Below are 24,460 nucleotides of genomic sequence, written 5' to 3' on the forward strand. Positions count from 1 at the left end.
GGCGTCGCTTCCGCTTTGGCGGCAGGCGGGGGCGGGGGTGCCTCCCGGCTCGCGCCGCCAAGGCTGGGCGCGTTGTCTGACCCGCCACGGCGGCTTGCAAAACCGGCGGCAGGGGCACTGCGCAAGGGCGGTGCGGAGAAATCAACCTTGCGCGACGGTTCGGGCTGCGGCGCGGCCTGCGTGCTTGCCGCCGCCGCAAGGGGGGCTGCGGATGCCGCAACGCTGCCCGTGGGGGCGGGCGGCGCGTCCGCCTCTTCCGGTTCCTCGCTTGGCGCGGCGGTCTCCAGCGCGGGCAGGTCTTCCGCCAGCGGCGGTGGGGTTTCCTCTGGAGTGGGGGGCAGTTCGGCCTCTGCCGGGTCATCCGTCGCCTCCGTTTCCGCCGCAGCGTCAAAGGCGGGCAGGTCTTCGTCCAAGGGCGGTGGCGTGTCTTTGGGGGTCGGCTCCAACGTGGGGGAGGCTTCCGAAGCGCCTTCGGTCGACCCCAAATCCGGCAGGTCTTCCTCTACCGGCGGCGGGGTCTCTTCCGGCGTTGGGGTAAGCTCAGGCTCAGCCACGGGGGTCGTCTCATCCGTGTCCACGACCGGCCCTTCGGGCGCGTTCATCACGCCGGAAATCACGATGGGAGCCGTCTCAGGCTCCACGGTTTCGCCGTGTTCCAGCAGGTCCGACGCGGCTTTCGTCATGCCGAAATGCGGCGCGCCATCGAAACTCTGACCGGCCGGGGCGGCGGCGAAGCTGACCGGGTGGAAACGATGCTCCACCGCGAAGGCCTCGGCTTCCTCCAAGGTCTCGCGGGCCACGGCGGCGACATGGCTCTGCCCGCCATCGGCATGCACATCGAACACCAGATCGGAAACCGGATAGGGCGTGGCCCCCTCCAGCGCCTCTGCCGCTGCGGCACGGCGGGCGGCGGGGTCCATATCCGGCGTGTCGAGGGCGAGGTATTTGATCTGCGCGTCGGGGATCAACAGCAGGCTGCGCAGCCCGCCGGGCTCCAACGCCGTGGCGGTTTTGCGCAAGACCGCCAGTTCCGCCGCCAGATCGGCACTGTCGAGCGCCACTTCACCAACAAGCTGCCATCCGCCCGATGTGCGGTGGAGCAAACGAATGCCGTCGAACGACAGGGAGAGGGTAAAATTCGGCTTCATCGCGGTCGACTTTAGCATGGGGTCGGGCGCACTTACAGACGCGCCGCAGTCATCGCGAAGGATAGAGCAGGAGTTCGCCCAAGGGAAGGGTGCGCACCGCGCAGGTGCTTGTCAGAACCGGCCCGCGATGGGCAAATGGCGGCGCATTGATGCACGGAAAGGAACGAACATGCGACTGATGAATTGGGTGGCGATGGCGTGGATGGCGGGGGCCGGATTGGTCTCGGCCCAGCAGGGACCGGAAGAGGGGATTATCGTCACCGGCCAAGGCAGCATCGCCGCCGCGCCTGACATGGCAACGATCACTCTGGGCGTGACCGAAGAGGCCGAAACCGCCAAGGCCGCGATGGACGGGGTGAATGCCGCCGTGAGCGCGATTCTGACCCAGCTCGATGCGCAGGGCGTCGCGGCGAAGGACCGTCAGACCAGCCGTTTCTACCTGCGCCCGGTGCATGACCGCCGCGCGAATGAAAGCGGCCAGCCGCCGCGCATCACCGGCTATCAGGCGGGCAACTCGGTGACGGTCAAGGTGCGGGATCTGGACCGTTTGGGCGCGATGATGGATGCGGTGATTGACGAGGGCGCGAATGATTTCAACGGCTTGGACTTTGGTCTTCAAGACCCGAAAGATGCGCTGGCTGAAGCACGCAAAGCCGCCGTTGCGGATGCCACCGAACGCGCGCGGCAGTTGGCCGAGGCGGCAGGGGTGAAGCTGGGCACGTTGATCCGCATGACCGAAAACTCCCACGCGCAGCCCAAAATGTTCGAATCCGCTCGCATGGGGATGGCGATGGACAGCGCCGTGGCCGAAGGCGAGGTCGAGGTGCAGGCGCAGGTCTCCATGACCTTTGCGATTGCGCCGGGGCAGTAAGCTGCCCCAGATGGAAAAACCCCCGCCGAGGTGATCGGCGGGGGAAGGTGGTTTAGCTGATCGCCTTGGCCAGTGCCTGATCCAGATCAGCGATCAGATCGTCAGCGTCCTCCGTCCCGATGGAGATGCGCACGACGCCCGGACCGGCCCCCGCCGCTTCTTGCTGCTCTTGCGTCAGCTGGCGGTGGGTGGTCGATGCTGAGTGAATGATCAGCGAGCGCGTATCGCCCAGGTTCGCCACATGGCTAAAGATCTCAAGGCTGTTGACCAGTTTCACACAGGCGTCATAGCCGCCCTTGACCGCAAAGGTGAACAGCCCGCCCGCGCCCTTGGGGCAGACCTTTTGCATCCGCTCGTGATAGGGCGAGGATTTCAGTCCCGCGTAGGTCACATACTCAACCCGGTCGTCCTGTTCGAGCCATTCGGCCACCTTCACCGCGTTCTGCACATGCCGCTCCATGCGCAGCGACAAGGTCTCGATCCCCATGAGCGTGTAATGCGCCGCCTGCGGGTTCATCGTCATGCCCAGATCGCGCAGCCCGATGGCGATGCCGTGGAAGGTAAAGGCCATGGGGCCGAAGGTCTTATGGAACTTCATGCCGTGATAGGCTTCCTCAGGCTGGCTGAGGGAGGGGAATTTGTCATTGGCAGACCAGTCGAACTTGCCCGAATCCACCACGCAGCCGCCCATGACGGTGCCGTTGCCGGTGAGGTATTTGGTGGTGGAATGCACCACCAGCGTCGCGCCATGCTCAATCGGGCGGCAGAGGTAGGGCGTGGCGCTGGTGTTGTCGATGATCAGCGGAATGCCCGCCGCATCGGCCACATCCGCAATGGCGCGCACATCCATGATATAGCCGCCGGGGTTTGCAATAGCCTCACCAAAGACCGCGCGGGTGTCGTCGTCAATGGCATCGGCCACGGCCTGCGGATCGTCGAAGTCGACGAATTTGCAGGACCAGCCGAAGCGTTTGATCGTATGGCTGAACTGGGTGACCGTGCCGCCGTAGAGGCGGGTAGAGGCGACGATATTCTTGCCCGGCCCCATCAGCGGGAACAGCGCCATGATCTGCGCCGCGTGGCCCGATGAGCAGCAGACCGCGCCGACACCGCCTTCAAGCGTGGCGATCCGCTCTTGCAGGACCGCGTTGGTGGGGTTGGTCAGGCGCGAATAGATATAGCCGACTTCCTCAAGGTTGAACAAAGCCGCCGCGTGATCGGCATCGCGAAAGACATAGGCCGTGGTCTGATAGATCGGCGTCTGCCGCGCGCCGGTGGCCGGGTCGGGGTTGGCGCCTGCGTGGATTTGCAGCGTGTCGAAATGTGGGGTGGGGCTGTCGGCCATTGGTCTGTCCTCTCAGAAAATGGTTCCCGCGCAGCCTAGGCGCAAAGACCCGTCCAGACAACGGGGCAGGCGGGGCTCAGCGCATCCAGAAACCGTTTGATTTGATCCGGTTGCGGATCGCCTGTTCGCGGCGGGGCAGGTTGTCGTGATCGAAAAGCGCGCGCACCTTGGCCCCGCGGCCCTGATAGACCATCCGCTTGATCGCATCGCGCTGCTTGAGCAGCTTTTTCATCCGGTGGGGGGCGGTGATGGCCTCTAGCACCTCGATCGCCTCATCGCTCTCCCGCGCGTAGAGCAGGGGTAGAAAGCGATAGTGGCAGGAGACCGTGCCATCCAGCAGGCCAGCGGGCAGGGTGCCCCGCCCGCCGCCAAGGGCGTGGATCACCAGCGGCAGCACGATTTGGTCGAGCCAAGGGTCAAAGCTCTGCGCGCAAAGCTCGACCGGAGGATCGTCGCGCACCGCAAGTGCGTAGCGCAGAAAGAGATCGCCGAATTCCCGCGGACAGCGGTAGTAGAAGAACCCGGCGTTAAAATAGAGATAACGCCGCCAATATTCATCCGGTTGGCTCAGGTCGAGGCTGCTGGCGAAGTCGAGGCCGAACTTGTCGTAAAGCGACTTCCACAACGCGCTATAGCCCGGCCCGTATAGCTGCGGCTTGGGCCATGTGCCCTCGCGTTTGAGAGAGGCCGAGGGGCGGTTGAAATCAAACGGCACCGCCGACAGATCGCCGGTGATCAGCGTATCGGTGTCAAAGAAAACAAAGGGTTCGCCCGCGGGCAGGGCGCTGAGCATCTCGATCTTATTACCATTGGGGTAGGCGCTGCCGAAATGCTGATTGTCAAAGGGGACGAACTCCGCCCCAAGCTCGCTCAGCGCCTCGCGCAGGGCGCTGTCGGTGATGCGCGGATCACGATCCCAAAGCGGGCCGGGCTGCGGTTCGGCGATAAGCAAACGACCTTGGAACTCTGGGCAGGAATGGCGCAGGGAGGCGGCGAAGAGCAGCGCCTCATAGGCCAGCCGCCCCTCTTGGCCCACGATGACGACGTTGAAAATTTGCGGGATACGCGAATTGCGTGTCATACTTAACTGCGGCCTTTGGTTTTCGGCCAGTATAGGGGCAGGGCTCTGTCGGCAAAAGCCAGCAATTTGAGCGGCCTGCGAAAGGGGTTCGAATGTTCGATTTTGTCTTTGCCGTGATCGCGATCAGCCTTGGCGGCCCCTCTACGCCTTCGGACGGGGTAGGCCGACCGGATGCGCCGATGACGGTGCAGGCTCCGGCACGCCCTGCGGCCCCCGCCAGCCCGGCAGCGCCCCCGGCGCCGGCTGCCCCGCCGCCTGCATTCTACATGGATGCCGTGCCCCCCGGCTTGGTCGCCGAAGACCAGACGCCCACGGGCCGTTTCACTACCGCCGCAGAAGTGCGTCCGATCCTGAACGCCACCCGCGGCAATTGGATCGCCGTGCGGGAGTATGATGGGCGAGACTTGCTCTATGTGACCCACCTGTGGAGCTGGCGCTGCGGGCTGGCCGCCATGGCAATCGCGGTGAACGACGCGCCGATGCGGAATCTGCCGATGCCGCCCTGTCACGATTCATCGCCGACGCCGAATGCGATTCTGGAGGGTGATCCGCAGCCTTACCTGACGTTTGATCTCGGGTCGGTTGAAAGGATTCGGGTTCAACTGGTTTACGACGATCTGGGAATGGCGCTTGAGGAGTTTTTGCGGAGCGATTTGTTGCTTCCTTGATAGCCATCGGGCGCGGCATCGATCGGTCGCCACGAGCGCGCCTTAACTGCGCATACGAACTATTGCGAGGGGGGAGAAAGTGGTGGGCGACCCTGGAATCGAACCAGGCGTGCGTCTCCGCGAGGGAGTTACAGTCCCCTGCCACACCTTGCGGCCTGTCGCCCACTTTGTCCCGGTGCATTGCACCTGACGTGGGGGCGTGATTACAAGCGAGCCAAAGAAGCGTCAAGGCGAATTCCTGAGAAATCTTGGGGAAATCGCACGAAAGGATAAAGAGATGAAGAAACCCAAATGGGTCGTGCAAAAAGAGCAGGACAAGAAGGCCGAAGCGGCGCAGACGGTCTGGCTGTTCGGCCTGCATGCGGTGCGCGATGCGCTGATGAACCCGCGGCGTGAAAAATTGCAGTTGATGGTCACGCCGAACGCGCAGGCGAAGCTGGAAGAGGCCATCGCCGAGGCTGGAATCACGCCGCAGGTCGTGGACCCGCGCAAGTTCCGCCCGCCGCTCGATCCGAACTCGGTCCACCAAGGCGCTGTTCTGGAGGTGAAGCCGCTGAACTGGGGCCGATTGGAGGATGTGGCCATCGGTGATTCTGCGCCGCGGCTCTTGCTGCTTGACCGGGTGACCGATCCGCATAACGTCGGCGCGATTCTACGTTCTGCCGAAGTGCTTGGCGCCTCAGCGGTCATCGGCACCAAACATCATTCCGCGCCCGAGACCGGCGCGCTGGCCAAAACCGCCAGCGGCGCGCTGGAGCGGCAGCCCTATCTGAGGGTCCGCAACCTTGCCGATGCGATCCGCGCCCTGCAGGAGATGGGCTATCTGGTGCTGGGGCTCGATGGCGAGGCCACACAGACCATCGAGGGCGCCGTAGAGGGCCGCCGTGACCGCCCTGTGGCGCTGGTTCTGGGGGCCGAGGGGCCGGGGCTGCGTGAGAAGACCCGCGAGACCGTAGACGCACTGGTGCGGATCGATGCGGCGGGCGGTTTCGGCTCGCTCAACGTCTCTAACGCGGCGGCCATTGCGCTTTATGCCAGCCGTGTTGGCGGCTGAGAATCGGCAAGAACTGGCTCAAATTCGAACAGGGGGCGGGGCGGCGGGGCCCGGCCCCTTTGAAAACGGCTAAGGCTTCATAAATTTAAAGGTGACCGCAGGCCCGGAACGCCTGCCGGCCACCTACTGTCCCTCGTTCCGTACCTTACGCCCCGTGTTCGTCATGGGGCGTTTTTTTATCTAAGGGCTAGATACACAAAAGCCGCCCCGAAGGGCGGCTTTGCGTTTCCTGCGGGGTGGTAGGATCAACCTGGAGCGGGCGAGGCGATTCGAACGCCCGACCCTAACCTTGGCAAGGTTATGCTCTACCCCTGAGCTACGCCCGCATCCGGTTGGTGAGGAGGGAATACCCATTCCCACAGGGGGCTGCAAGGGAGAAATGAAGCGATCTAAGCGTCGCGCGGCAATTTTTTTCGCGGTGGTTTTGGGGGCGGAAAACACAAAGGGCCGCATCCGAAGATGCGACCCTGTGAAGTCCAGATGGAGCGGGCGAGGCGATTCGAACGCCCGACCCTAACCTTGGCAAGGTTATGCTCTACCCCTGAGCTACGCCCGCTTACCGTCTGGTGAGGGCGAGATACCTATTGGGGCGGGGGGCTTCAAGAGGGAAATGTGGTTTTTGGTGGAAAAATTTGCGCAAGGCGGGGGCTCTGCCCCCGGACCCCCGAGGGTATTTGAGAAAGGATGAAGTTGGAGGGGGAGGGGGCGGCTGTCAGAGGAGTGGGGGCAAAAGAAAAGGCCCCGCGGGGGAGCGGGGCCTTTGTGGTTTGGGTCAGCTTAGTGGCTGTGCTGCTTGTCCCAGTCTTCCTGTTTCGGAAGCTGCTCGAAGGTGTGTTCGGGCGGCGGGCTGGGCAGGGTCCATTCCAGCGTATCCGCGAATTCGTTCCACGGGTTGTTTGCTGTGGAGCGTGCGCCGCGGGTCAGCGTGTAGGCCATCACCCCGAAGAAGAAGAGGAAGGAGGCAAAGCTGAGGAAGGCGCCGATCGAGGACCACTGGTTCCAGTAGGCGAATGCCTCAGGGTAGTCGATGTAGCGGCGCGGCATGCCCTGACGGCCCAGGAAGTGCTGCGGGAAGAAGGTCAGGTTTGCACCGATGAACATCGCCCAGAAGTGCAGCTTGCCGGCCCATTCGGGGTACATGCGGCCCGTCATCTTGGGCAGGTAGAAGTAGATGCCCGCGAAGATGGCGAAGACGGCGCCGAGCGACATCACGTAGTGGAAGTGCGCCACGACGTAGTAGGTGTCATGGTAGGCACGGTCCACGGCGGCCTGGCTCAGCACGATGCCGGTGACGCCACCGACGGTGAAGAGGAACAGGAAGCCGAAGGCCCAGAGCATCGGTGTTTTGAACTCGATCGAGCCGCCCCACATGGTGGCGATCCAGCTGAAGACCTTTACCCCCGTTGGCACCGCGATGACCATGGTGGCCAGCATGAAGTAGGCCTGCTGGTTCAGGGTCATGCCCACGGTGTACATGTGGTGCGCCCAGACGACGAAGCCCAATGCGCCGATCGCGATGATCGCCCAGACCATCGGCAAGTAGCCGAAGACCGGTTTGCGCGAGAAGGTCGCGATGACGTGGGAGATGATGCCGAAGCCCGGCAGGATGATGATGTACACTTCCGGGTGGCCGAAGAACCACAGGATGTGTTGGTAGAGGATCGGGTCACCACCGCCTGCGGGATCGAAGAAGGCGAAGCCGAAGTTGCGGTCCATCAAGAGCATGGTGATCGCGCCCGCCAAAACCGGCAGGGACAGGAGGATCAGCCAGCTTGTGACGAAGATCGACCACGCGAAGAGCGGCACTTTGAACAGGGTCATGCCGGGGGCACGCATGTTCAGGAAGGTGGTGATCATGTTGATCGCGCCGAGGATCGAGGAAGCGCCGGAGACGTGCACCGCGAAGATCGCGAAGTCCATCGACATGCCCGCTTCGCGCACCGAAAGCGGCGGGTAGAGCACCCAGCCCACGCCGGAGCCAAGCTGGCCGTTGCCACCGGGTGTCAGCAGCGAGCAGACCGCAAGGGTGGTGCCTGCGACATAGAGCCAGAAGCTGAGGTTGTTCATCCGCGGGAAGGCCATGTCCGGCGCGCCGATTTGCAGCGGCATGAAGTAGTTGCCGAAACCGCCGAAGAGCGCGGGAATCACGACGAAGAACATCATCAGGATGCCGTGGCCGGTGATCAGCACGTTCCACAGGTGGCCGTTTGGCGTACAGGCGGCAGAGCTATCCGCGATGAAACGCGCGCCTTCCATACACATGTATTGAACGCCTGGATCCATGAGCTCGAGGCGCATGTAGACGGTGAATGCCACCGAAATAAGACCGACCAAGGCCGAGACGATAAGGTACAGAATACCGATATCTTTGTGGTTGGTGGACATGAACCACCGGGTAAAGAACCCCCGGTCGTCGTGATGATCTTGGCCGTGAATGGCTGCGTCTGCCATGCGGTGCCTCCTGCAAATGAATTGGACACATGGCGCCATAGGCGGCACATGCGGTGTCGCGCCCGTTTTAGAGCGACCGTCTCGCGGGGGCAATGGGCGCGATGGTCGCAGGGTGGGTATTTTTTGCGCTGTGGCTGTCGCCGTAAAATCCGGCCTTTGGGCCGCTTGGCGCGTGCTTTGCCGCTGTTAGGGGGTGATGTCGCAACTGCCTGTGGGGTCGCTGGGAAAGACCTCATCAAAGGTGGCGCGCAGGGCGAGATCGACATCGTCCATCGTGACGGGCAGGCCCAGATCGACCAGTGAGGTCACGCCGTGGTTCGTGATGCCGCAGGGGACGATGCCGCCAAAATGGCTGAGGTCCGGCTCCACATTGATGCTGATGCCGTGGAAGCTGACCCATTTGCGCAGCCTGATTCCAATCGCGGCGATCTTGTCTTCGGCGGGGCTGCCATCGGGCTGTGTGGGTTTCTCGGGCCGCTGCACCCAAACGCCGACGCGACCGGGGCGGATCTCTCCGCGCAGGTTGAATTGATCCAAGGTGGCGATGACCCAGTTCTCAAGCTGGCGCACGAAACAGCGCACGTCGCGCCCCCGGGCGGCGACGTTGAGCATGACATAGGCGACGCGCTGGCCCGGCCCGTGGTAGGTATACTGCCCGCCGCGCCGGGTGGGGTAGACGGGAAAGCGGTCGGGCTCTGTCAGGTCTTCGGCCTGCGCCGAGGTTCCGGCGGTATAGAGCGGGGGATGTTCGACCAGCCAGATGCATTCCTCGGCCTCGCCGGCGGCGATGGCGGTGGCACGCGCCTCCATCCACGCCTCGGCGCTGCGGTAATCGGTCAAGCCGTCGGTGATGATCCATTCAACCATGGGGATGCCTTAGCAAGACCCGCGCCGCACCGCCAGAGGCGCAGTGTCATGCGGCGGCGTCGCGTTCCTCCAAGACCTTGCGCAGAAGTTGGGCATAGTTTTCTGCCCCCTGCGCCCCGGTGATGAGGTATTTGCCCTCGAAGATCATCGACGGCACGCCGGAGATGCCGCGCGAAGTCCAGAATTGCTGCGCTTCGCGCGTCTGTTCGGCAAAGCTGCCGCTGCGGAGCACCTTCAGCGCCTCATCCCGGTCCAACCCGACGGAGGCCGCCACATCGGCAAGCACATCGGTATCGTTCACATTGCGCCCTTGGGTGAAGTGCGCGTCGAAAAGGGCCATCTTCAGCCGGTGTTGCAGCCCTTGGACCTGCGCCCATGTCAGCAGTTGATGCGCGGCAAAGGTGTTTTGCATCCGCGTGTCGTCGGAAAAGTTAAAGGTAAAGCCGAGGTCTTGCCCCATCTGGGTCAGCCGTTTGCGATTCTCGCCCGATTGGGCGGGGGTGGAGCCGTATTTCTCGGCCAGATGTTCGGCCATGTTCTGACCTTCGGCTGGCATCTGCGGGTTCAACTCAAAGGGGTGCCAGCGCACGTAGGCGCCGACGCCAACCGCGCCGAGTGCTTGCTCAAGTTGTTTGTAGCCCACGATACACCAAGGGCACATCACATCCGATACGATGTCGATCTGTACGGTGGGGGTATCTGTGGGGGTGGCGGTATCTGCGGGCATGGCGTGTTCCTTCTTGCTTGCGTCACAGATGGCCCGCCGAACGCGCGCTTTCAACGGCTGAGCCGTCAGATTGCAGGGCGGTAAGGGGATTGTGATCGGGGGTGCGGCTGCGGAAAATCGGGGGCTGAACCCGCTTTCTGAAACGCATTGAAAAAATTTGCAGATTGCCTCTTCACAAGCCCTTGGTCTTTGGCTAAACCCCGCCCACCAACCATGGCGTGCGGTCGTGGCGGAATGGTAGACGCGCAGCGTTGAGGTCGCTGTGGGGTAACACCCGTGAGAGTTCGAGTCTCTCCGACCGCACCACCATGCTTTGCAATGCAAAGCGATGGTCGGACCCCCTGAAAGAAAAAACGTTTTTGCCCTCGTCTCGGGCCGTGGTCAGCCTACACTCTTGCTGCGCGGTATTTTGCCGATCCCGCGCGTGACACCTGCGCGGGGCGGGGCAGACCGTTCTCATCGCGCGATTCCCCCGGCAGAGTGTTTGCAGCCAAGGCGGCAATGCCGTTTAACAGTTGCTAAGAATAAGGTCCGTTTGGGCGGGCAAAGGAGAACCGGCGCGAAAACCGGGGTGACGAACGCAAGGAGGGTAGCGCGTGGCGCAACAAGGGCAGACTCAAGGGGCGGCGCTTTGTCTCGCTCTTGGACTACTTCTTGGCGGGGGGGCTGCGGCACAGGCCGCGGAACTGGCCATCACTGGCATCGCGGCGGATTCGGACCTCTATGCCACCCTGCGCGATGGGTCCTTGTTGGCCGAGCAAACCGATGAGGATGCCGAGCCTGCCACGCCGCAGGAATTGGTTGCCGCGGCGCAGGCCGATTATGGGCGGCTTTTGGCGCTTCTCTACGACAACGGGTATTTCGGGCCGACGCTCAAGATCACCTTGGATGGCGTCGATGCCGCCGCGATTCCCCCTGTGCAACCGCCGCGCCGCATCGACCGGGCCGTGATCACGGTAGACCCGGGGCCGAAGTTCCGCTTTGGCGCGACCCGCATCGCGCCCGTAGCCCCGGGCACCGAGTTGCCGGACGGATTTGCCGCGGGGGAGACCGCGAGCCTTGGCGTGCTGAAGGAAACTGTTTCGGCTGGCGTCAGTGGTTGGCGCGATGTGGGCCACGCGAAAGCGGCATTGGCGGATCAAGACCTTGTGGCCAAACACCGTGAGCGCCAGATCGACGCTGCCCTGCGGCTGGCTCCGGGGCCAAAGCTGCGTTTTGGCGCGCTGACTGTGACCGGCAACGAAGACGTACGCACTGCGCGGCTGATCGAAATCGCAGGGCTGCCACAGGGGGAGGTTTTCTCGCCCGAAGAGTTGGAACTGGCCACTGAACGGCTGCGCCGCACGGGTGCCTTTGACGCCGTGGCGCTCATCGAAGCGGATCGCATTGGCCCTAACGACACGCTGCCCATCACCGCGCAGGTGACCGAAGCGCCCAAGCGGCGCTTTGGCTTTGGCGCGGAACTGTCCTCGCTCGAAGGGCTGACGCTGAGCACTTTCTGGCTGCACCGCAATCTGCTGGGCGGTGCCGAACGTCTGCGCCTCTCGGCTGAGATCGAAGGCATCGGCGGCAATTCGGGCGGCGAAGACTATACGCTCTCCGCCCGGTTCGAACGTCCGGCGACCTTTAACGAAGACACCGATTTCTACGCGCTGGCCACGTTGGAGCAGCTTGACGAGGTGAACTATTTCTCGCGCCAGCTGGATTTGGAAGCGGGGATCGAGCGGATCGCCAATCAAAACCGCACCTATTCCGCGGGCCTCGGCCTGCGTGTGGCTGAGACCGAGGATGCCTTCGGCACCAACCAATACACCCTGCTGACCCTGCCGTTGGGGGCAGAGTTCGACTACCGCGACAATGAGTTGGACGCGACCGATGGCTATTACATCGACGCCAGCCTCACGCCCTTTGTCGCCCTGTCGGGGTCTGAAAGCGGGCTGCGCAGCTATCTTGATACGCGCTACTATCGCAGCTTCGGGACGGAGCGCCCAGTGACGCTGGCCTTCCGGGGGCAGCTTGGATCGGTTGCAGGGCCGGACCTGTCGGAAGCGCCGGCGGATTACCTCTTTTACTCCGGCGGGGGCGGCAGCGTGCGCGGGCAACCCTATCAAACGCTTGGCGTCGAGCTGCCGAGCGGCGACACCGTGGGCGGGCGCAGTTTTGTCGGGCTCTCGGCAGAGGCGCGCGTGGCCCTGACCGAAAAGATCGGCGTCGTGGGCTTTGCCGATGCGGGCTATATCGGGTCGGAAGAATTCTACGATGGATCAGGCACTTGGCACTCGGGCGCAGGTCTGGGTCTGCGCTATGCCACGGGCATCGGGCCGATCCGGCTGGACGTGGCCGTGCCCACATCGGGGCCGGAAGTGGATGAAGATTTCCAAGTCTATATCGGGATTGGACAGGCGTTTTAATGCGACAGTTTTTGCAGATCCTCACCGCCAGCCTTGTCTATCTGGCCTGCCTCACACCGGCTGCCGCACAGGATGACGACAAGGGCTTTCTCACCCGAACCATTCAAGACGCGCTGAGCGGCGCGGGCCGCACCGTCAGCATCGACGGATTCGCAGGGGCGCTGAGTTCAGCGGCCTCCTTTGACCGGATGACGATTGCGGATGACGATGGCATTTGGCTGACGCTTGACGATGTGGTGCTGGATTGGAACCGTTCGGCCCTGCTGCGCGGACGTCTGGAGGTCGAGCAACTCACCGCCGGGCGGCTTGATGTCGAGCGTCTACCGGTCAGCAATGAAGTCGATCTGCCCGATGCCGAGGCCAAACCCTTTGCCTTGCCCGATCTGCCCGTTTCCATTGAAATCGCTGACTTTTCCGTGGATGAGATCAATCTGGGCGAGCCCATTTTGGGCGAGGCTGCGCAGCTTTCGGTCCGCGCCAATGCGCGGCTGACCGATACGGTTGGTATTGTTGATTTTCAGGCCCGCCGCACCGATGGCAAAAAGGGTGAGTTCGACATTCAGGCAGATTTCGACCGCACGGAAAACGTGCTGGATCTGCTGCTGAACCTGACCGAAGACCCCGAAGGCATCGCCTCGAAACTGCTGAACCTGCCGGGGCAGCCTTCGGTGCAGATGACCGTCGAAGGCGCAGGGCCGCTGGATAATTTCGCAACCGACGTGACCATCGCCACCGATGGGCAAGAGCGTTTGGCCGGGCAGGTGACCCTTGGCACGCAGGCCCCGCGCCGCGCCAGCGATACACCGGACCGCCGCATTCAAGCCGATATCGGCGGCGACATCACTGCGCTGCTCGCCCCGCGCTACCGCGACTTCTTCGGCGAGGACGTGCGGCTGGCGTTGGATGCGCTGCTGGAAAGCAATGGCGCGGTTGAGGTCAGCAGCTTTGCCCTCGCCGCGAATTCCGTCGATCTGCAGGGGCAGGTCGCATTGAACCAAGAGAAATGGCCGACGCTGATCGACATCTCAGGCCGGATCGCAAACCCCGATGGCACCTCGACCCTTCTGCCGATCTCGGGTGAGGGCACGCGGGTCGAGGCTGTGACCCTGCGGGTGGATTACGATGCTGCCGATGGCGACCGTTTCGACAGTGCCTTCGACATCACCGGGCTGGACACGGGCGCGCTGCAAATCGCGCAGACCCAACTGGCGCTCGACGGTATTCTCGAAGGCAACCTTGGCAGTCTGGGGCAATTCCTTGGCGATGTAACCTTTGCCACCGAGGGGCTGACGCTGACCGATCCGGCAAGTGCCGCGGCCATCGGCGATGCGATCACCGGCAGCGCCGAGATCCGCTTTGTCGAAGGTGAACCGATTGAGATCAACGACCTGACCTTATCGGGCGAAGACTATGGCCTGACCGGCGAAGCCGCGATTGACGGGGTGGATACCGGGCTGCTCACCCAGTTGAAGATGACGCTCGAAGCCCAGGATATCAGTCGCTTTTCCGCGCTGGCGGGCCGCGATATCGCGGGTGCCACGGCGCTGGCGCTGAACGGCACGGTCACGCCTTTGGGCGGCATGTTCGATCTGGCGATTGCCGGGGGAACCGATGACCTTGAGATCGGGATCGAACAGGCCGATGCGGTTCTCGCGGGGCGGACCAGCCTCAGCATGGTGGCGAAACGCAACGAGACGGGGACTTTCCTGCGCGATCTTGAGTTAAAGAACGATGCGCTGGACCTGACCGGCGATGTCGAGCTGCGCAGCGAAGACAGCCGCGCGGCCTTGGACTTCACGCTCGCCGATGTCGGGCTGGTCCTGCCGCAATACGAAGGCCCCATCGCGGTCAAGGCGACAGCGGTGCAAGAGCCGCGCGGCTGGGTTGTCGACGCGGTCACCGATGGCCCCTATGACGCGGCGCTGACCGTCTCGGGCTTGGCCACGGGCGAGGACGCGCAAATCGACTTCACCGCCGATATCCCCCGGATCGAAGATTTCCTGCCCGAGGCGGATATCACCGGCCCGGTCACCGCCAAAGGCGCATTGCGCCAGACGCCGCAGGGGTGGGAGATCGACACCGAAGCCAGCGGCCCGTTGGAGGCGCAGGCCTCGGTCGAAGGGTTGGTCACACCGCGGGTCAATGTGGCCTTTGACCTGACTCTGCCCGATATCCAACCCCTCGTCCCGCAGATCAACGGCGGGGTCGCGGCCAGCGGCACGGTAGAGCAGACCGAACAGGGGTTTGTCGTCGATACCATCGCCAATGGCCCCTACGACAGCCGCGTCGCGGTCGAAGGCTTGGCGACGGGGCCTGACATGGCGCTGCGCTTTGACCTGAGTTTGCCGGATGTCAGCCCGCTGGCCCCCGGGGTGAACGGGCCGCTGGCGGCCCAAGGCACGGTGCGGCAGCAGGAGAGCGGCATTGCCGTGGATGTCGCCGCGCGTGGCCCCTATGGCAGCAGCGCCGTTGTCGAAGGGCTGGCCACCGGCCCGAATATGGCGCTGAGCTTTGACCTCTCAGTGCCCGACGTCAGCCCCCTCGCACCCGGTGTGAACGGCCCGCTTTCGGCCACGGGCGACATCCGTCAGACCGATGCCGGGATCGCCGTGGATGTCAGCGCCGATGGCCCCTATGGCAGCAGCGCCATGGTCGAAGGGCTGGTGACCGGAGAGGTCTCTCTTCGGTTCGACGTCTCGGTGCCCAATGTGAACCCGCTGGTGCCCAGTGTTTCGGGCTCTTTCGCGGCCAACGGCGTGGCGCGTCAGACCGAAAACGGCGTGGTCCTCGATGCCAGCGCCAGCGGCCCCTATGGGGCGCGGGCGACGGTCGAAGGCTTGGTCACCGGCCCCAATGCGGCGGTTGGTTTCCAGTTGAACATGCCTGACATCGGCGCCTTGGTGGAGCAGGTGAACGGCCCGCTCAGCGTCGCAGGCTCGGCCCGGCGCGAGGGGGAGGCATGGCGCATCGACACCAATGCCAATGGCCCCGCGGGCACGCAGGCGACCGTGGCAGGGCTGGTGAACCCCGATGGGACGCTGAACCTCGATATCGCAGGCAATGCGCCGCTTGGCCTGTCGCGCCCCTTCCTTGCCCCGCGCAATTTGCAGGGGCAGGCGCGCTTTGATTTGCAGATTAACGGCCCGGCGGCACTGTCGTCGGTCAGCGGTCAGATCACCACCAGCGGCGCGACCTTCACCGCGCCGAACCTGCGGGTGGCGCTGCGGGGGATCGACGCGGATGTTCAGCTTGGGGGCAATCGGGCGCAGCTCAATGTGACCGGTCAGGCCGTCGATGGCGGAGAGCTGCGCGTGGCGGGGGCGATCACCCTGACACCGGCCTTGCCTGCGGATATCAACGTGACCCTGCGCAACCTCGTCTATGCAGACCCGAGCCTTTACAGCACTACGCTGAACGGCGATCTGCGGCTTGCCGGTCCCTTGAGCGGGGGGGCGCAGATCACCGGGGTGATCAACGCGGGCGAGACAAATATTCAGGTGCCCGCAACCGGTCTGACCTCGATCGGCGACATCCCGCAGATCACCCATGTCAACGCGCCCGCCGATGTGCTGGCGACCCGCCGCAAGGCCGGGTTGGAGGGGACCGAGGCCGGGGATGATCCGGCGGCGGAGGCGTCCGGCCCGGGGTTCGGGCTGGACCTGCAACTCAACGCGCCGAACCGGATTTACGTCCGGGGCCGCGGGCTGGATGCGGAACTGGGCGGCGCGCTGAACCTCAGCGGCACCACCAACCGCATCATCTCGGCCGGGCGGTTCGAGTTGATCCGCGGGCGGCTTGATATCTTGGGCAAACGCTTCTTGCTCGACGAAGGGTCGATCCAGTTTCAGGGCGATTTCATCCCCTATATCCGGTTCGTCACCTCGACCGATACCGAAGCGGGGGAGGTGCGTGTCATCGTGAGCGGCCCGGCGAATGAGCCCGAAGTCACTTTCGAATCCACCCCCGCCGCACCGCAGGACGAGGTGTTGTCGCAACTCCTCTTTGGGCGCAATATCTCGGAAATCTCGGCCTTTCAGGCGCTGCAATTGGCCAGTGCGGTAGCGACCCTCGCAGGGCGCGGCGGGGACGGGGTGATCGGCAACCTGCGTGAGGGCTTTGGCCTCGACGATCTGGACGTGACCACCACGGAGGATGGCGAGACGGCGCTGCGGCTGGGGAAATATCTGACCGACAACATCTATACCGATGTGACGGCGGCCTCGGATGGCACGGGGGAGGTGTCGCTCAACCTCGATATCACCGAAAGCCTGACGGCCAAGGGCACACTTGGCTCGGACGGCGACAGCAGCATCGGCATCTTCTTCGAGCGGGACTATTGATTGAAAGGGGCGCCTTACGGGGCGCCCTTTTTCTTAGCTGTCGTCGCGGGGGGTGAAGTGGCCGTAACGGCCTTGGTCGAACATCAAGCCCGCCGCGCCATCCTCGCGCAAAGCGACCTGTTGCACATGGCCCAAGATCAGCGAATGATCGCCCGCCGGATGCACGGCATAGGTTGCGCAGTGAAACCGGGCGAGGCAGCCTGCGAAAGTGGGCACACCGGCGGCGTCCTCCGCCCAATCGAAACCAGAGAAATCATGGCCTTGGCTTGCGAAACGCTGGGCCAAACCCTCTTGATCCGCGCCCAAAACGTGAATGCAAAAGGATGCCGCCGAGGTAAAACTGTCGTGCCGTTTGGAAGAGATCGCAGGCGACCACAGCACCAAAGGCGGGTCGAGCGAGACCGAGGCGAAGGAATTCGCAGTCATCCCCAAGGGGCCTTGGGCGGTTTTCACGGTCACCACGGTCACGCCGGTGCCGAAACGCCCGAAGGCACGGCGCAGCGCCGGGGCATCGCCACTGTCGGGCGAGAAGGGGATCAGATCATCACTCATAGCGACAAGCGGTGCCATGTGGCGGCTGATTTGTCCAGCGGTGCCGGGGCGTTGCGCAGCGGCCCCCTTGCGCGGATTTTCGCGTCCGCGGTTGGGCCGAGGAACCGCCGCCAAGGTCCGGCGTTGGGCCAGCGATGAGAGGCATCATCGGCCCCAATTGGTGTCGATGCTGGCTGTCTGAAAGGGGCGGCGCAGGAGGTCTGCACCGTCTGTCCAAGGCACCCGAATGCCGTTCACAGCAGAAAAGGCGCGTCTCGTCGCGCCGGAAAGTGACAAAGATGATGTATGCAAGCAAACTCACCCTCGGCGCGGCCCTTCTGAGCGCCACCGCCTTCGGCTCCACCGCGATGGCCGATGACAATGAGACCGTCGACCACGTCGAGATCGGCTCCCTGTCCTGCGATGTGGGCGAGGGCACTGGCTTTGTTTTCGGCTCCACCCGTGAGCTGACCTGCACCTTCAATCCCATTCAAGAAGGTCTGGAAGATGAGACCTATGTGGGCGAGATCAACCGCTGGGGCGTCGATATCGGCAAGACCGAGAATGGCCAGATGTCATGGCTGGTGCTGGCGCCGACCGAGCAAGAATATTCCGAAGGCGGGCTGAACGGCAGCTACAAGGGCGTTTCCGCCGAGGCGACCGTTGGTGTCGGCGCGGGGGCCAACCTGATGACGGGTGGTTCCGAGAACACATTGGCACTTCAGCCGCTGAGCGTGAACACCCAGACCGGCGTAAACTTTGCCGTGGGCGTGGGTGAGATCAACCTTCAGCGCGTCGAAGGCTAACCCCGCGCAAAAACGTTTGAAATGATGATCTGGGCCGTCCCTTTGGGGCGGCCCATTTCTATGTGAGAGGCGTCAGAGCTTGGTCAGCCGGTCCCCACGCCTAACGGTGCCGTCCTGCACGATTTTGCACAGAACGCCGCGCAGCCGATGCGGGCGGTTTTCCTTTCGGTTGATCCACCGCAGGCTGTCTTGGCCATAGCGATCGCGCCATTTGATGCAGCCGGTGTTGAACTTATCGCTCACCTCCAGCACCGCAGACCCGGCTTGAAGGCGCGTGCCGACGGGCAGGTTCTCATGGCCAAGGTCCATGTCCACGATCATCGTATCGCCGGGGTGGGGCGTGTTCGCACGGTCGCGCCAGCAGAGGTCCATCACGCGTTTGGGCAGGATGGAGACCTGTATCCGCGGATCGGGGCTGCCGTCGGGCAGGGTCAGCCAAGGTTTCTCGGTCCAACGTTCGCCAAGGATGCCTTGGGCCACGGTCAGCTCTAGTTCATCACGGAAATCCCGCTGCCCGTAATCGGGGCGAAAGCAAAGCTCTTCGATCACGGCGCCATCCTTGGGCGCGGCGAGGATATCCGGCAGGGCGGCGTCACATTCCGCGGCGGAGGCGGGGGGCGGCACTTGGGGGGCGGTTTGGTCCATGTCTCTCTTTCTCATGCAACGCGGCGCGGGGGCAGGTAGCCGCCCGCGCCGCGCAGGGTGTCAGCGGTTCATGCGGTTGCCGATCAGATCGTCCACCACGCCGGGGTCCGCCAGCGTCGAGGTGTCGCCTAAAGCACCGTAATCATCCTCGGCGATCTTGCGCAGGATGCGGCGCATGATCTTGCCCGAACGTGTTTTCGGCAGGCCCGGTGCCCATTGGATCAGATCGGGCGAGGCGATGGGGCCGATCTCTTGCCGAACCCAATCGCGCAACTCGGCCCGCAACTCTTCGGAAGGCGCCTCACCGCTCATCAAGGTGACATAGCAATAGATGCCTTGGCCTTTGACGTCATGCGGGTAGCCGACCACGGCGGCTTCGGCCACTTTGTCATGCGCGACAAGGGCGCTTTCCACTTCGGCAGTGCCCATGCGGTGGCCCGAGACGTTGATCACATCGTCGACGCGGCCTGTGATCCAGTAGTCGCCATCGGCATCGCGTTTGCAGCCATCCCCGGTGAAGTAATAGCCCGGGTAATCGGCGAAATAGGTCTTTTCGAACCTTTCGTGATCGCCCCAGACGGTGCGCATCTGCCCCGGCCAGCTGTCTGCGATGCAAAGCACGCCCTCGGCGGGGTTGCCGTCGATCTCTTGACCCGATGTCGGGTCCAGCACCACCGGTTTGATGCCGAAGAAGGGTTTCATCGCGGCCCCCGGTTTCATGTCATGCGCGCCGGGCAGGGGGGTCATCAGATGGCCGCCGGTCTCGGTCTGCCACCACGTGTCGACAATGGGGCAGCGGTTCTGGCCGACGACCTCGTGATACCAGTTCCACGCCTCGGGGTTGATCGGCTCGCCCACGGTGCCAAGAATGCGCAGTGAGGACAGATCGCTTTTGGTCACATAGTCATTGCCTTGCCCCATCAGCGCGCGGATTGCGGTGGGGGCGGTGTAGAACTGCGTGACTTTATGCTTTTCGCAGACCTGCCAGAACCGGCCGGCATCGGGGTAGGTGGGCACGCCTTCGAACATCAGCGTGGTGGCGCCATTGGCCAGCGGGCCATAGACGATATAGCTATGCCCGGTGACCCAGCCCACATCCGCCGTGCACCAGTAGATGTCGCCGTCGTGGTAATCGAACGTCACCTCATGGGTCAGCGCCGCATAGGTGATATAGCCGCCGGTGGTATGAACCACGCCCTTGGGCTGACCGGTGGAGCCTGAGGTGTAGAGGATGAAGAGCGGGTCTTCGGCGCCCATCGCCTCCGCTTCGCAGGTGTCGTCGGCATCTTTGATCAGTGCGTTGTAATCGCGGTCGCGGGCATCATCCCATGCCACATCACCGCCCGTGCGGCGCACCACGAGGCATTGAACGCTGGCATCGCATTGCGCCAACGCCTTGTCGGCATTGGCCTTAAGCGGTGTGGCCTTGCCGCCGCGCGGCGCTTCATCCGCGGTGATCACCACCTTCGCCTCGCAGCCGTTCACTCGGGCGGCGAGGGCATCGGGGGAGAAGCCCGCGAAAACAATTGAGTGAATCGCCCCGATCCGCGCGCAGGCCAGCATGGCATAGGCGGCTTCGGGGATCATCGGCATATAGATGATCACGCGGTCGCCTTTGCCCACGCCGAGATCACGCAGCACATTGGCCATGCGGCAGGTGGCGCTGTGGAGCTCGCGATAGCTGATGTGTTTGGCCTCATCCTCGGGGCTGTCGGGCTCCCAGATGATCGCGGTCTGATCGCCGCGCGTCTCAAGATGGCGGTCGATGCAATTGGCGCTGACGTTCAATTCGCCATCCGCGAACCAATTGATGCTGACCGACCCGAGGTCGAAGTTCACATCGCGCACTTGAGTAAAGGGTTTGATCCAGTCGATCCGCTGCGCCTGTTCGCGCCAGAACCCATCGGTGTCGGTGACCGAGGCTTGGTACATCTTGTCATAGGCCTGCGCGTCCACATGGGCCCGGGCGGCCATGTCGGCGGATGGCGGATAGGTCTTGGCGGTGGCGTCGGACATGGTGGTTCCTCCCTTGATGTTCGCATCACCACGGGGCGCGGGTCTAACCCGGTGGCCGTGGCGTCCTCCTCAGCCGGATCATAGCGGCCCGTGAAAAGAAGGGAATAAGCAACTGGATTACAAGGGCTTGCCTGTAAAGGTTTTTCCCGATCGGGGCGATTTCTGTAAATTTTCCGCTCTTCCCCGGTGATTGGCACGGTTTTTCAAAGCCTTGCCAGTCAAACTTTGCGCAACTGTCTTGCAGCTGTCGTATTTGCGCGGCATGACGGGGTTGGCAGGCCAGCCCCCGCGGGGTAGCCTGTGCGCCAATCCGCCCATCCAAGGGCGGCAACTATGGGAGAGAGCCATCATGAAAAATCTGCTGAGCGGTGCCGCCGCCTGTGCGCTGAGTGTCGCTTTTGTAAGCGAAGCTGCCGCGACCGAATGGAACGCCTCGGTCTGGGGCAAGCGCCGCGCCTTCACCGAACATGTGGAAAAGATTGCCGAACTGGTTTCTGAGAAGACCGACGGCGAATTCACCATCAATGTCAGCTACGGCGGCCTGTCCAAGAACCGCGAAAACCTCGATGGTATCTCCATCGGCGCTTTCGAGATGGCCCAGTTCTGCGCCGGCTACCACGCCGATAAGAACCGCGCGATCACCGTGCTGGAACTGCCGTTTCTGGGGGTGAGCAACCTTGAAGAGGAAGTCGCGGTTTCCAAGGCGGTCTATGATCACCCCGCCGTCGCCAAAGAGATGGCGCAGTGGAACGCGAAAATGCTGATGACCTCGCCCATGCCGCAGTACAACCTTGTCGGCACCGGCGATCCGCGCACCACGCTGGAAGATTTCGACGGCATGCGTGTTCGCGCCACCGGCGGTCTGGGCAAAGCCTTTGAAGCTGTCGGCGCCGTGCCCACATCCGTGACCGCGACCGAAGCCTATAACGCGATGGAATCGGGTGTCGTCGACACCGTGGCCTTCGCCCAGCACGCGCATCTGTCCTTTGGCACCATCAACAAGGCCGACTGGTGGACCGCGAACCTCAACCCCGGCACCGTGAACTGCCCTGTCGTGGTGAACATCGACGCCTATGAGATGCTGAGCGACGAAGAGCGTGAAGCGCTCGACAGCTCGGTCGATGAGGCGCTGGATCACTACCTCGCCAACTATGCGGAACTGCTGGAGAAATGGGATTCCGTTCTCGAAGAAAAAGGCGTGGAGAAGATTGAGTATTCTCCCGAAGTCATCGCCGAGTTCAAAGAGAAAGCCGCCGATCCCGCGCGCGAAGCATGGATCGAAAACATGGAAGCGCAGGGCATCCCGGGTCAGGAACTTTATGACCTCGTGATGGAGACGCTAGAAAAAGAGCGCGCCTCGAACTAAGCCCAGCCGGGCATGACTGTGAGGGCCGTGCGGATTGACCGCGCGGCCCTTTCGACTTCCAAAACGCAACAAACAGACTTTCTGAAAAGGAGAGCCGATGGCCGGATCATCCGCCGTGCTGGAGGACAGCAGCCTCCTCAGCCGCCTCGACCGGGGCCTGCTGAAGCTGGAAACCTTCTTTGCCCTGATCTCGGGGCTTGCCGTTTTCTCACTGATGATACTGGCCGTCTGGTCCGTGGGGGGGCGCAAGTTCTTTTCCACGCCGCTGGCGGGCTATGTCGACTGGATCGAAGCGGCGATGCCTTTCATCGCCATCATGGGCATCGCCTATACCCAACGCATGGGCGGCCATGTGCGCATGGACATCCTGATCGGCCAGCTCAAGGGCCGCGCGCTTTGGGCGGCGGAACTGCTGTCGGTCGTGCTGATCCTTTTGCTGATGCTGGCGCTGACATGGGGCGCTTGGGCGCATTTCGACCGCAGCTTTGACATGAACGCCCCGATGTGGAGCCGCGACAGTTCGATCGACATCGGCCTGCCGATCTGGCCCAGCAAACTGGTGGTGCCGTTGGCTTTCGTCGTGATCTCTCTGCGGCTGTGCCTGCAAATTTGGGGCTATGGCCGGGCCTTGGTGCTGGGGCTGGAACGCCCCGTGGCCGTGCCGCTGGTGCAATCGGCGGCGGAACAAGCAATGGCCGAGGCCGAACAACTGGATGGACGTGACTGATGGATCCTATTGAAATCGGCCTTTGGGTCTCGGGCGGTATGCTCGTCATGGTGGTGCTTGGCATGCGGGTGGCCTTTGCCGCGGCCATGGCTGGGCTTGTCGGCCTGATCTGGATTTTCTGGGCCAAGAAGGGCATGGAGTGGGACCAGCTTGGTTGGGCGCTGACCGTCGCGATCAAGACCGCGGGCCAAGTGCCTCACTCTAAGGTATCGAGCCAGACCCTCTCGCTCATCCCGACCTTCATCCTGATCGGCTTTCTCGCCTATTACGCGGGTCTGACCAAAGCGATCTTTGAGGCGGCGAAACGCTGGTTCGCTTGGGTGCCGGGCGGTTTGGCGGTCTCGACCGTTTTCGCCACGGCGGGCTTCGCGGCAGTGTCAGGCGCGTCGGTCGCGACGGCGGCGGTCTTTGCCCGTATCGCCATCCCCGAAATGCTCAAGATCGGCTATAACAAGCAATTCGCAGCCGGTGTCGTGGCGGCAGGGGGCACGCTGGCCTCATTGATCCCGCCCTCGGCGATCCTTGTGATCTATGCCATCATCGTGGAGCAGGACGTGGGCAAGCTGCTGCTGGCGGGCTTCGTGCCCGGTGCCTTCTCTGCGGTGGTCTATGCCGTGCTGATCATCGGCATCGCGATGATCTGGAAAAGCGTCGGCCCGCCGGTGCGCGGCTTTACATGGGGCGAGCGTTTTGCCTCGCTCCCCGCTGCGATGCCGATTGTCGCCGTGGTCGTGATCATCATCTTCTTTGTCTACAACCCCTTCGGCGACGCTTGGGGCACCCCGACCGAGGGCGGGGCCGTGGGCGCCTTTATCGTCTTCTGCATGGCTGTCTTCCGCGGCATGCGGCTGGCCGAGTTGAAGGACGCGCTGCTGGAGACCGCGAAGCTGACGGTGATGATCTTTACCATCATCTGGGGCGTGCTGATCTATGTGCGCTTCCTTGGCTTCGCCGATCTGCCGGGCGCTTTTGCCGATTGGATTTCCTCGCTCGAAACCTCGCCGATGCTGATCCTGATCTGCATCCTCTTGGCCTACGCCGTGCTGGGCATGTTCATGGACGCCATCGGGATGCTGCTGCTGACGCTGCCGGTGGTCTATCCGGCGGTCATGGCGCTCAACGGGGGCGAGATGGTCTCGGCCGCCGACAGTGCCTTTGGCATGTCGGGCCCGATGTGCGCGATCTGGTTCGGCATTCTGGTGGTGAAGATGGCAGAGTTCTGTCTGATCACCCCGCCCATCGGCCTGAACTGCTTTGTCGTCGCGGGCGTGCGCCCAGACCTCAGCGTGCAGGACGTGTTCCGCGGCGTGATGCCCTTCTTCATCGCCGACGCGGTCACCATCGGCCTTTTGGTCGCTTTCCCGCAGATCGTGCTCTGGCTGCCGTCCCTCGCGGGATAAGCGGCC

The 24,460-nt window shown here is 63.3% G+C and carries 17 protein-coding genes, 4 tRNA genes and 1 pseudogene; 10 read left to right on the forward strand and 12 right to left on the reverse strand.

The window, feature by feature from the left end; translation table 11 throughout:
* A pseudogene (locus J7392_RS16840) lies at positions 1-1,166 on the reverse strand (hypothetical protein); the annotation flags it as partial.
* A 151-nt stretch (positions 1,167-1,317) separates the two neighbouring features.
* Between J7392_RS16840 and J7392_RS16845 the strand changes: the two are divergent.
* Positions 1,318-2,019: an SIMPL domain-containing protein gene (locus J7392_RS16845; protein WP_209218602.1), complete on the forward strand. Its 702-nt coding sequence runs from the start codon at positions 1,318-1,320 to the stop codon at positions 2,017-2,019.
* A gap of 52 nt (positions 2,020-2,071) precedes the next feature.
* Here J7392_RS16845 and J7392_RS16850 read toward each other — a convergent pair whose 3' ends face one another.
* Entirely contained in the window at positions 2,072-3,364 is a 1,293-nt protein-coding gene (locus J7392_RS16850) for an O-acetylhomoserine aminocarboxypropyltransferase/cysteine synthase family protein (protein WP_209218603.1), read from the reverse strand.
* 76 nt (positions 3,365-3,440) lie between these two features.
* Positions 3,441-4,445 carry a hypothetical protein gene (locus tag J7392_RS16855; protein WP_209218604.1) on the reverse strand — a complete coding sequence of 335 codons (1,005 nt, stop codon included), beginning with the start codon at positions 4,443-4,445 and terminating at the stop codon, positions 3,441-3,443.
* A gap of 92 nt (positions 4,446-4,537) precedes the next feature.
* Between J7392_RS16855 and J7392_RS16860 the strand changes: the two genes are divergently transcribed.
* Positions 4,538-5,113: a hypothetical protein gene (locus J7392_RS16860; RefSeq protein ID WP_209218605.1), complete on the forward strand. Its 576-nt coding sequence runs from the start codon at positions 4,538-4,540 to the stop codon at positions 5,111-5,113.
* An 80-nt stretch (positions 5,114-5,193) separates the two neighbouring features.
* On the opposite strand, the gene J7392_RS16865 is transcribed toward J7392_RS16860, so the two are convergent.
* Positions 5,194-5,277 (reverse strand) — tRNA-Tyr (locus tag J7392_RS16865).
* 113 nt (positions 5,278-5,390) lie between these two features.
* Here J7392_RS16865 and rlmB point away from each other — a divergent pair.
* Positions 5,391-6,167 carry a 23S rRNA (guanosine(2251)-2'-O)-methyltransferase RlmB gene (rlmB, locus tag J7392_RS16870; protein ID WP_209218606.1) on the forward strand — a complete coding sequence of 259 codons (777 nt, stop codon included), beginning with the start codon at positions 5,391-5,393 and terminating at the stop codon, positions 6,165-6,167.
* 251 nt (positions 6,168-6,418) lie between these two features.
* On the opposite strand, the gene J7392_RS16875 is transcribed toward rlmB, so the two are convergent.
* From J7392_RS16875 to J7392_RS16895, 5 genes are all read right to left on the reverse strand, one after another.
* A tRNA-Gly gene (locus tag J7392_RS16875) sits at positions 6,419-6,493 on the reverse strand.
* A 155-nt stretch (positions 6,494-6,648) separates the two neighbouring features.
* A tRNA-Gly gene (locus J7392_RS16880) sits at positions 6,649-6,723 on the reverse strand.
* A gap of 221 nt (positions 6,724-6,944) precedes the next feature.
* A complete protein-coding gene (ctaD, locus tag J7392_RS16885) occupies positions 6,945-8,618 on the reverse strand; it encodes a cytochrome c oxidase subunit I (RefSeq protein ID WP_067261244.1) in 1,674 nt (557 codons plus the stop codon).
* A gap of 186 nt (positions 8,619-8,804) precedes the next feature.
* A complete protein-coding gene (gene lipB / locus J7392_RS16890) occupies positions 8,805-9,485 on the reverse strand; it encodes a lipoyl(octanoyl) transferase LipB (RefSeq protein ID WP_209218607.1) in 681 nt (226 codons plus the stop codon).
* A 46-nt stretch (positions 9,486-9,531) separates the two neighbouring features.
* Positions 9,532-10,212, reverse strand: coding sequence for a DsbA family oxidoreductase (locus tag J7392_RS16895; RefSeq protein ID WP_209218608.1), 681 nt, complete (start codon positions 10,210-10,212; stop codon positions 9,532-9,534).
* Positions 10,213-10,432: 220 nt separating this feature from the next.
* Between J7392_RS16895 and J7392_RS16900 the strand changes: the two genes are divergently transcribed.
* The 3 genes from J7392_RS16900 to J7392_RS16910 all read left to right on the forward strand — a co-directional run bounded on the left by J7392_RS16900 (position 10,433) and on the right by J7392_RS16910 (position 16,963).
* A tRNA-Leu gene (locus tag J7392_RS16900) sits at positions 10,433-10,518 on the forward strand.
* 290 nt (positions 10,519-10,808) lie between these two features.
* Entirely contained in the window at positions 10,809-12,623 is a 1,815-nt protein-coding gene (locus J7392_RS16905; RefSeq protein ID WP_209218609.1) for an autotransporter assembly complex family protein, read from the forward strand.
* A complete protein-coding gene (locus tag J7392_RS16910) occupies positions 12,623-16,963 on the forward strand; it encodes a translocation/assembly module TamB domain-containing protein (RefSeq protein WP_209218610.1) in 4,341 nt (1,446 codons plus the stop codon). The genes J7392_RS16905 and J7392_RS16910 overlap by 1 nt, the downstream gene beginning before the upstream one ends.
* A gap of 33 nt (positions 16,964-16,996) precedes the next feature.
* On the opposite strand, the gene J7392_RS16915 is transcribed toward J7392_RS16910, so the two are convergent.
* The gene (locus J7392_RS16915) at positions 16,997-17,515 is read right to left on the reverse strand and encodes a flavin reductase family protein (RefSeq protein WP_209218774.1); all 519 of its coding nucleotides are present in this window, start codon (positions 17,513-17,515) and stop codon (positions 16,997-16,999) included.
* A gap of 278 nt (positions 17,516-17,793) precedes the next feature.
* Between J7392_RS16915 and J7392_RS16920 the strand changes: the two genes are divergently transcribed.
* On the forward strand, positions 17,794-18,300 hold the full coding sequence (locus tag J7392_RS16920) for a DUF992 domain-containing protein (RefSeq protein ID WP_209218611.1): 507 nt from the start codon (positions 17,794-17,796) through the stop codon (positions 18,298-18,300).
* 72 nt (positions 18,301-18,372) lie between these two features.
* Here J7392_RS16920 and J7392_RS16925 read toward each other — a convergent pair whose 3' ends face one another.
* Positions 18,373-18,945 (reverse strand): hypothetical protein, encoded by a 573-nt coding sequence (locus J7392_RS16925; RefSeq protein ID WP_209218612.1) that lies wholly within the window; start codon positions 18,943-18,945, stop codon positions 18,373-18,375.
* A gap of 60 nt (positions 18,946-19,005) precedes the next feature.
* Positions 19,006-20,961 (reverse strand): acetate--CoA ligase, encoded by a 1,956-nt coding sequence (acs, locus tag J7392_RS16930; protein ID WP_209218613.1) that lies wholly within the window; start codon positions 20,959-20,961, stop codon positions 19,006-19,008.
* Positions 20,962-21,310: 349 nt separating this feature from the next.
* Here acs and J7392_RS16935 point away from each other — a divergent pair, with 349 nt between their 5' ends.
* The 3 genes from J7392_RS16935 to J7392_RS16945 all read left to right on the forward strand — a co-directional run bounded on the left by J7392_RS16935 (position 21,311) and on the right by J7392_RS16945 (position 24,454).
* Complete coding sequence (locus tag J7392_RS16935) at positions 21,311-22,327, forward strand: C4-dicarboxylate TRAP transporter substrate-binding protein (RefSeq protein WP_209218614.1); 1,017 nt, start codon at positions 21,311-21,313, stop codon at positions 22,325-22,327.
* Between the two features lie 97 nt (positions 22,328-22,424).
* Positions 22,425-23,054, forward strand: coding sequence for a TRAP transporter small permease (locus J7392_RS16940; RefSeq protein ID WP_067260512.1), 630 nt, complete (start codon positions 22,425-22,427; stop codon positions 23,052-23,054).
* On the forward strand, positions 23,054-24,454 hold the full coding sequence (locus J7392_RS16945; RefSeq protein WP_209218615.1) for a TRAP transporter large permease: 1,401 nt from the start codon (positions 23,054-23,056) through the stop codon (positions 24,452-24,454). Before J7392_RS16940 ends, J7392_RS16945 begins: the two co-directional genes overlap by 1 nt.
* Positions 24,455-24,460 lie beyond the last annotated feature (6 nt).

This window comes from Sulfitobacter sp. R18_1 (genome assembly GCF_017743915.1).
Classification (GTDB): Bacteria; Pseudomonadota; Alphaproteobacteria; order Rhodobacterales; family Rhodobacteraceae; genus Sulfitobacter; species Sulfitobacter faviae.

What these genes read in the sequence shown, in the direction of transcription:
- J7392_RS16845 (WP_209218602.1), top strand. Translation starts at nt 1,318, where the DNA reads ATGCGACTGATGAATTGGGTGGCGATGGCGTGGATGGCGGGGGCCGGA.
- J7392_RS16850 (WP_209218603.1), bottom strand. Translation starts at nt 3,364, where the DNA reads ATGGCCGACAGCCCCACCCCACATTTCGACACGCTGCAAATCCACGCA.
- J7392_RS16855 (WP_209218604.1), bottom strand. Translation starts at nt 4,445, where the DNA reads ATGACACGCAATTCGCGTATCCCGCAAATTTTCAACGTCGTCATCGTG.
- J7392_RS16860 (WP_209218605.1), top strand. Translation starts at nt 4,538, where the DNA reads ATGTTCGATTTTGTCTTTGCCGTGATCGCGATCAGCCTTGGCGGCCCC.
- rlmB (WP_209218606.1), top strand. Translation starts at nt 5,391, where the DNA reads ATGAAGAAACCCAAATGGGTCGTGCAAAAAGAGCAGGACAAGAAGGCC.
- ctaD (WP_067261244.1), bottom strand. Translation starts at nt 8,618, where the DNA reads ATGGCAGACGCAGCCATTCACGGCCAAGATCATCACGACGACCGGGGG.
- lipB (WP_209218607.1), bottom strand. Translation starts at nt 9,485, where the DNA reads ATGGTTGAATGGATCATCACCGACGGCTTGACCGATTACCGCAGCGCC.
- J7392_RS16895 (WP_209218608.1), bottom strand. Translation starts at nt 10,212, where the DNA reads ATGCCCGCAGATACCGCCACCCCCACAGATACCCCCACCGTACAGATC.
- J7392_RS16910 (WP_209218610.1), top strand. Translation starts at nt 12,623, where the DNA reads ATGCGACAGTTTTTGCAGATCCTCACCGCCAGCCTTGTCTATCTGGCC.
- J7392_RS16915 (WP_209218774.1), bottom strand. Translation starts at nt 17,515, where the DNA reads ATGAGTGATGATCTGATCCCCTTCTCGCCCGACAGTGGCGATGCCCCG.
- J7392_RS16920 (WP_209218611.1), top strand. Translation starts at nt 17,794, where the DNA reads ATGATGTATGCAAGCAAACTCACCCTCGGCGCGGCCCTTCTGAGCGCC.
- J7392_RS16925 (WP_209218612.1), bottom strand. Translation starts at nt 18,945, where the DNA reads ATGGACCAAACCGCCCCCCAAGTGCCGCCCCCCGCCTCCGCCGCGGAA.
- acs (WP_209218613.1), bottom strand. Translation starts at nt 20,961, where the DNA reads ATGTCCGACGCCACCGCCAAGACCTATCCGCCATCCGCCGACATGGCC.
- J7392_RS16935 (WP_209218614.1), top strand. Translation starts at nt 21,311, where the DNA reads ATGAAAAATCTGCTGAGCGGTGCCGCCGCCTGTGCGCTGAGTGTCGCT.
- J7392_RS16940 (WP_067260512.1), top strand. Translation starts at nt 22,425, where the DNA reads ATGGCCGGATCATCCGCCGTGCTGGAGGACAGCAGCCTCCTCAGCCGC.
- J7392_RS16945 (WP_209218615.1), top strand. Translation starts at nt 23,054, where the DNA reads ATGGATCCTATTGAAATCGGCCTTTGGGTCTCGGGCGGTATGCTCGTC.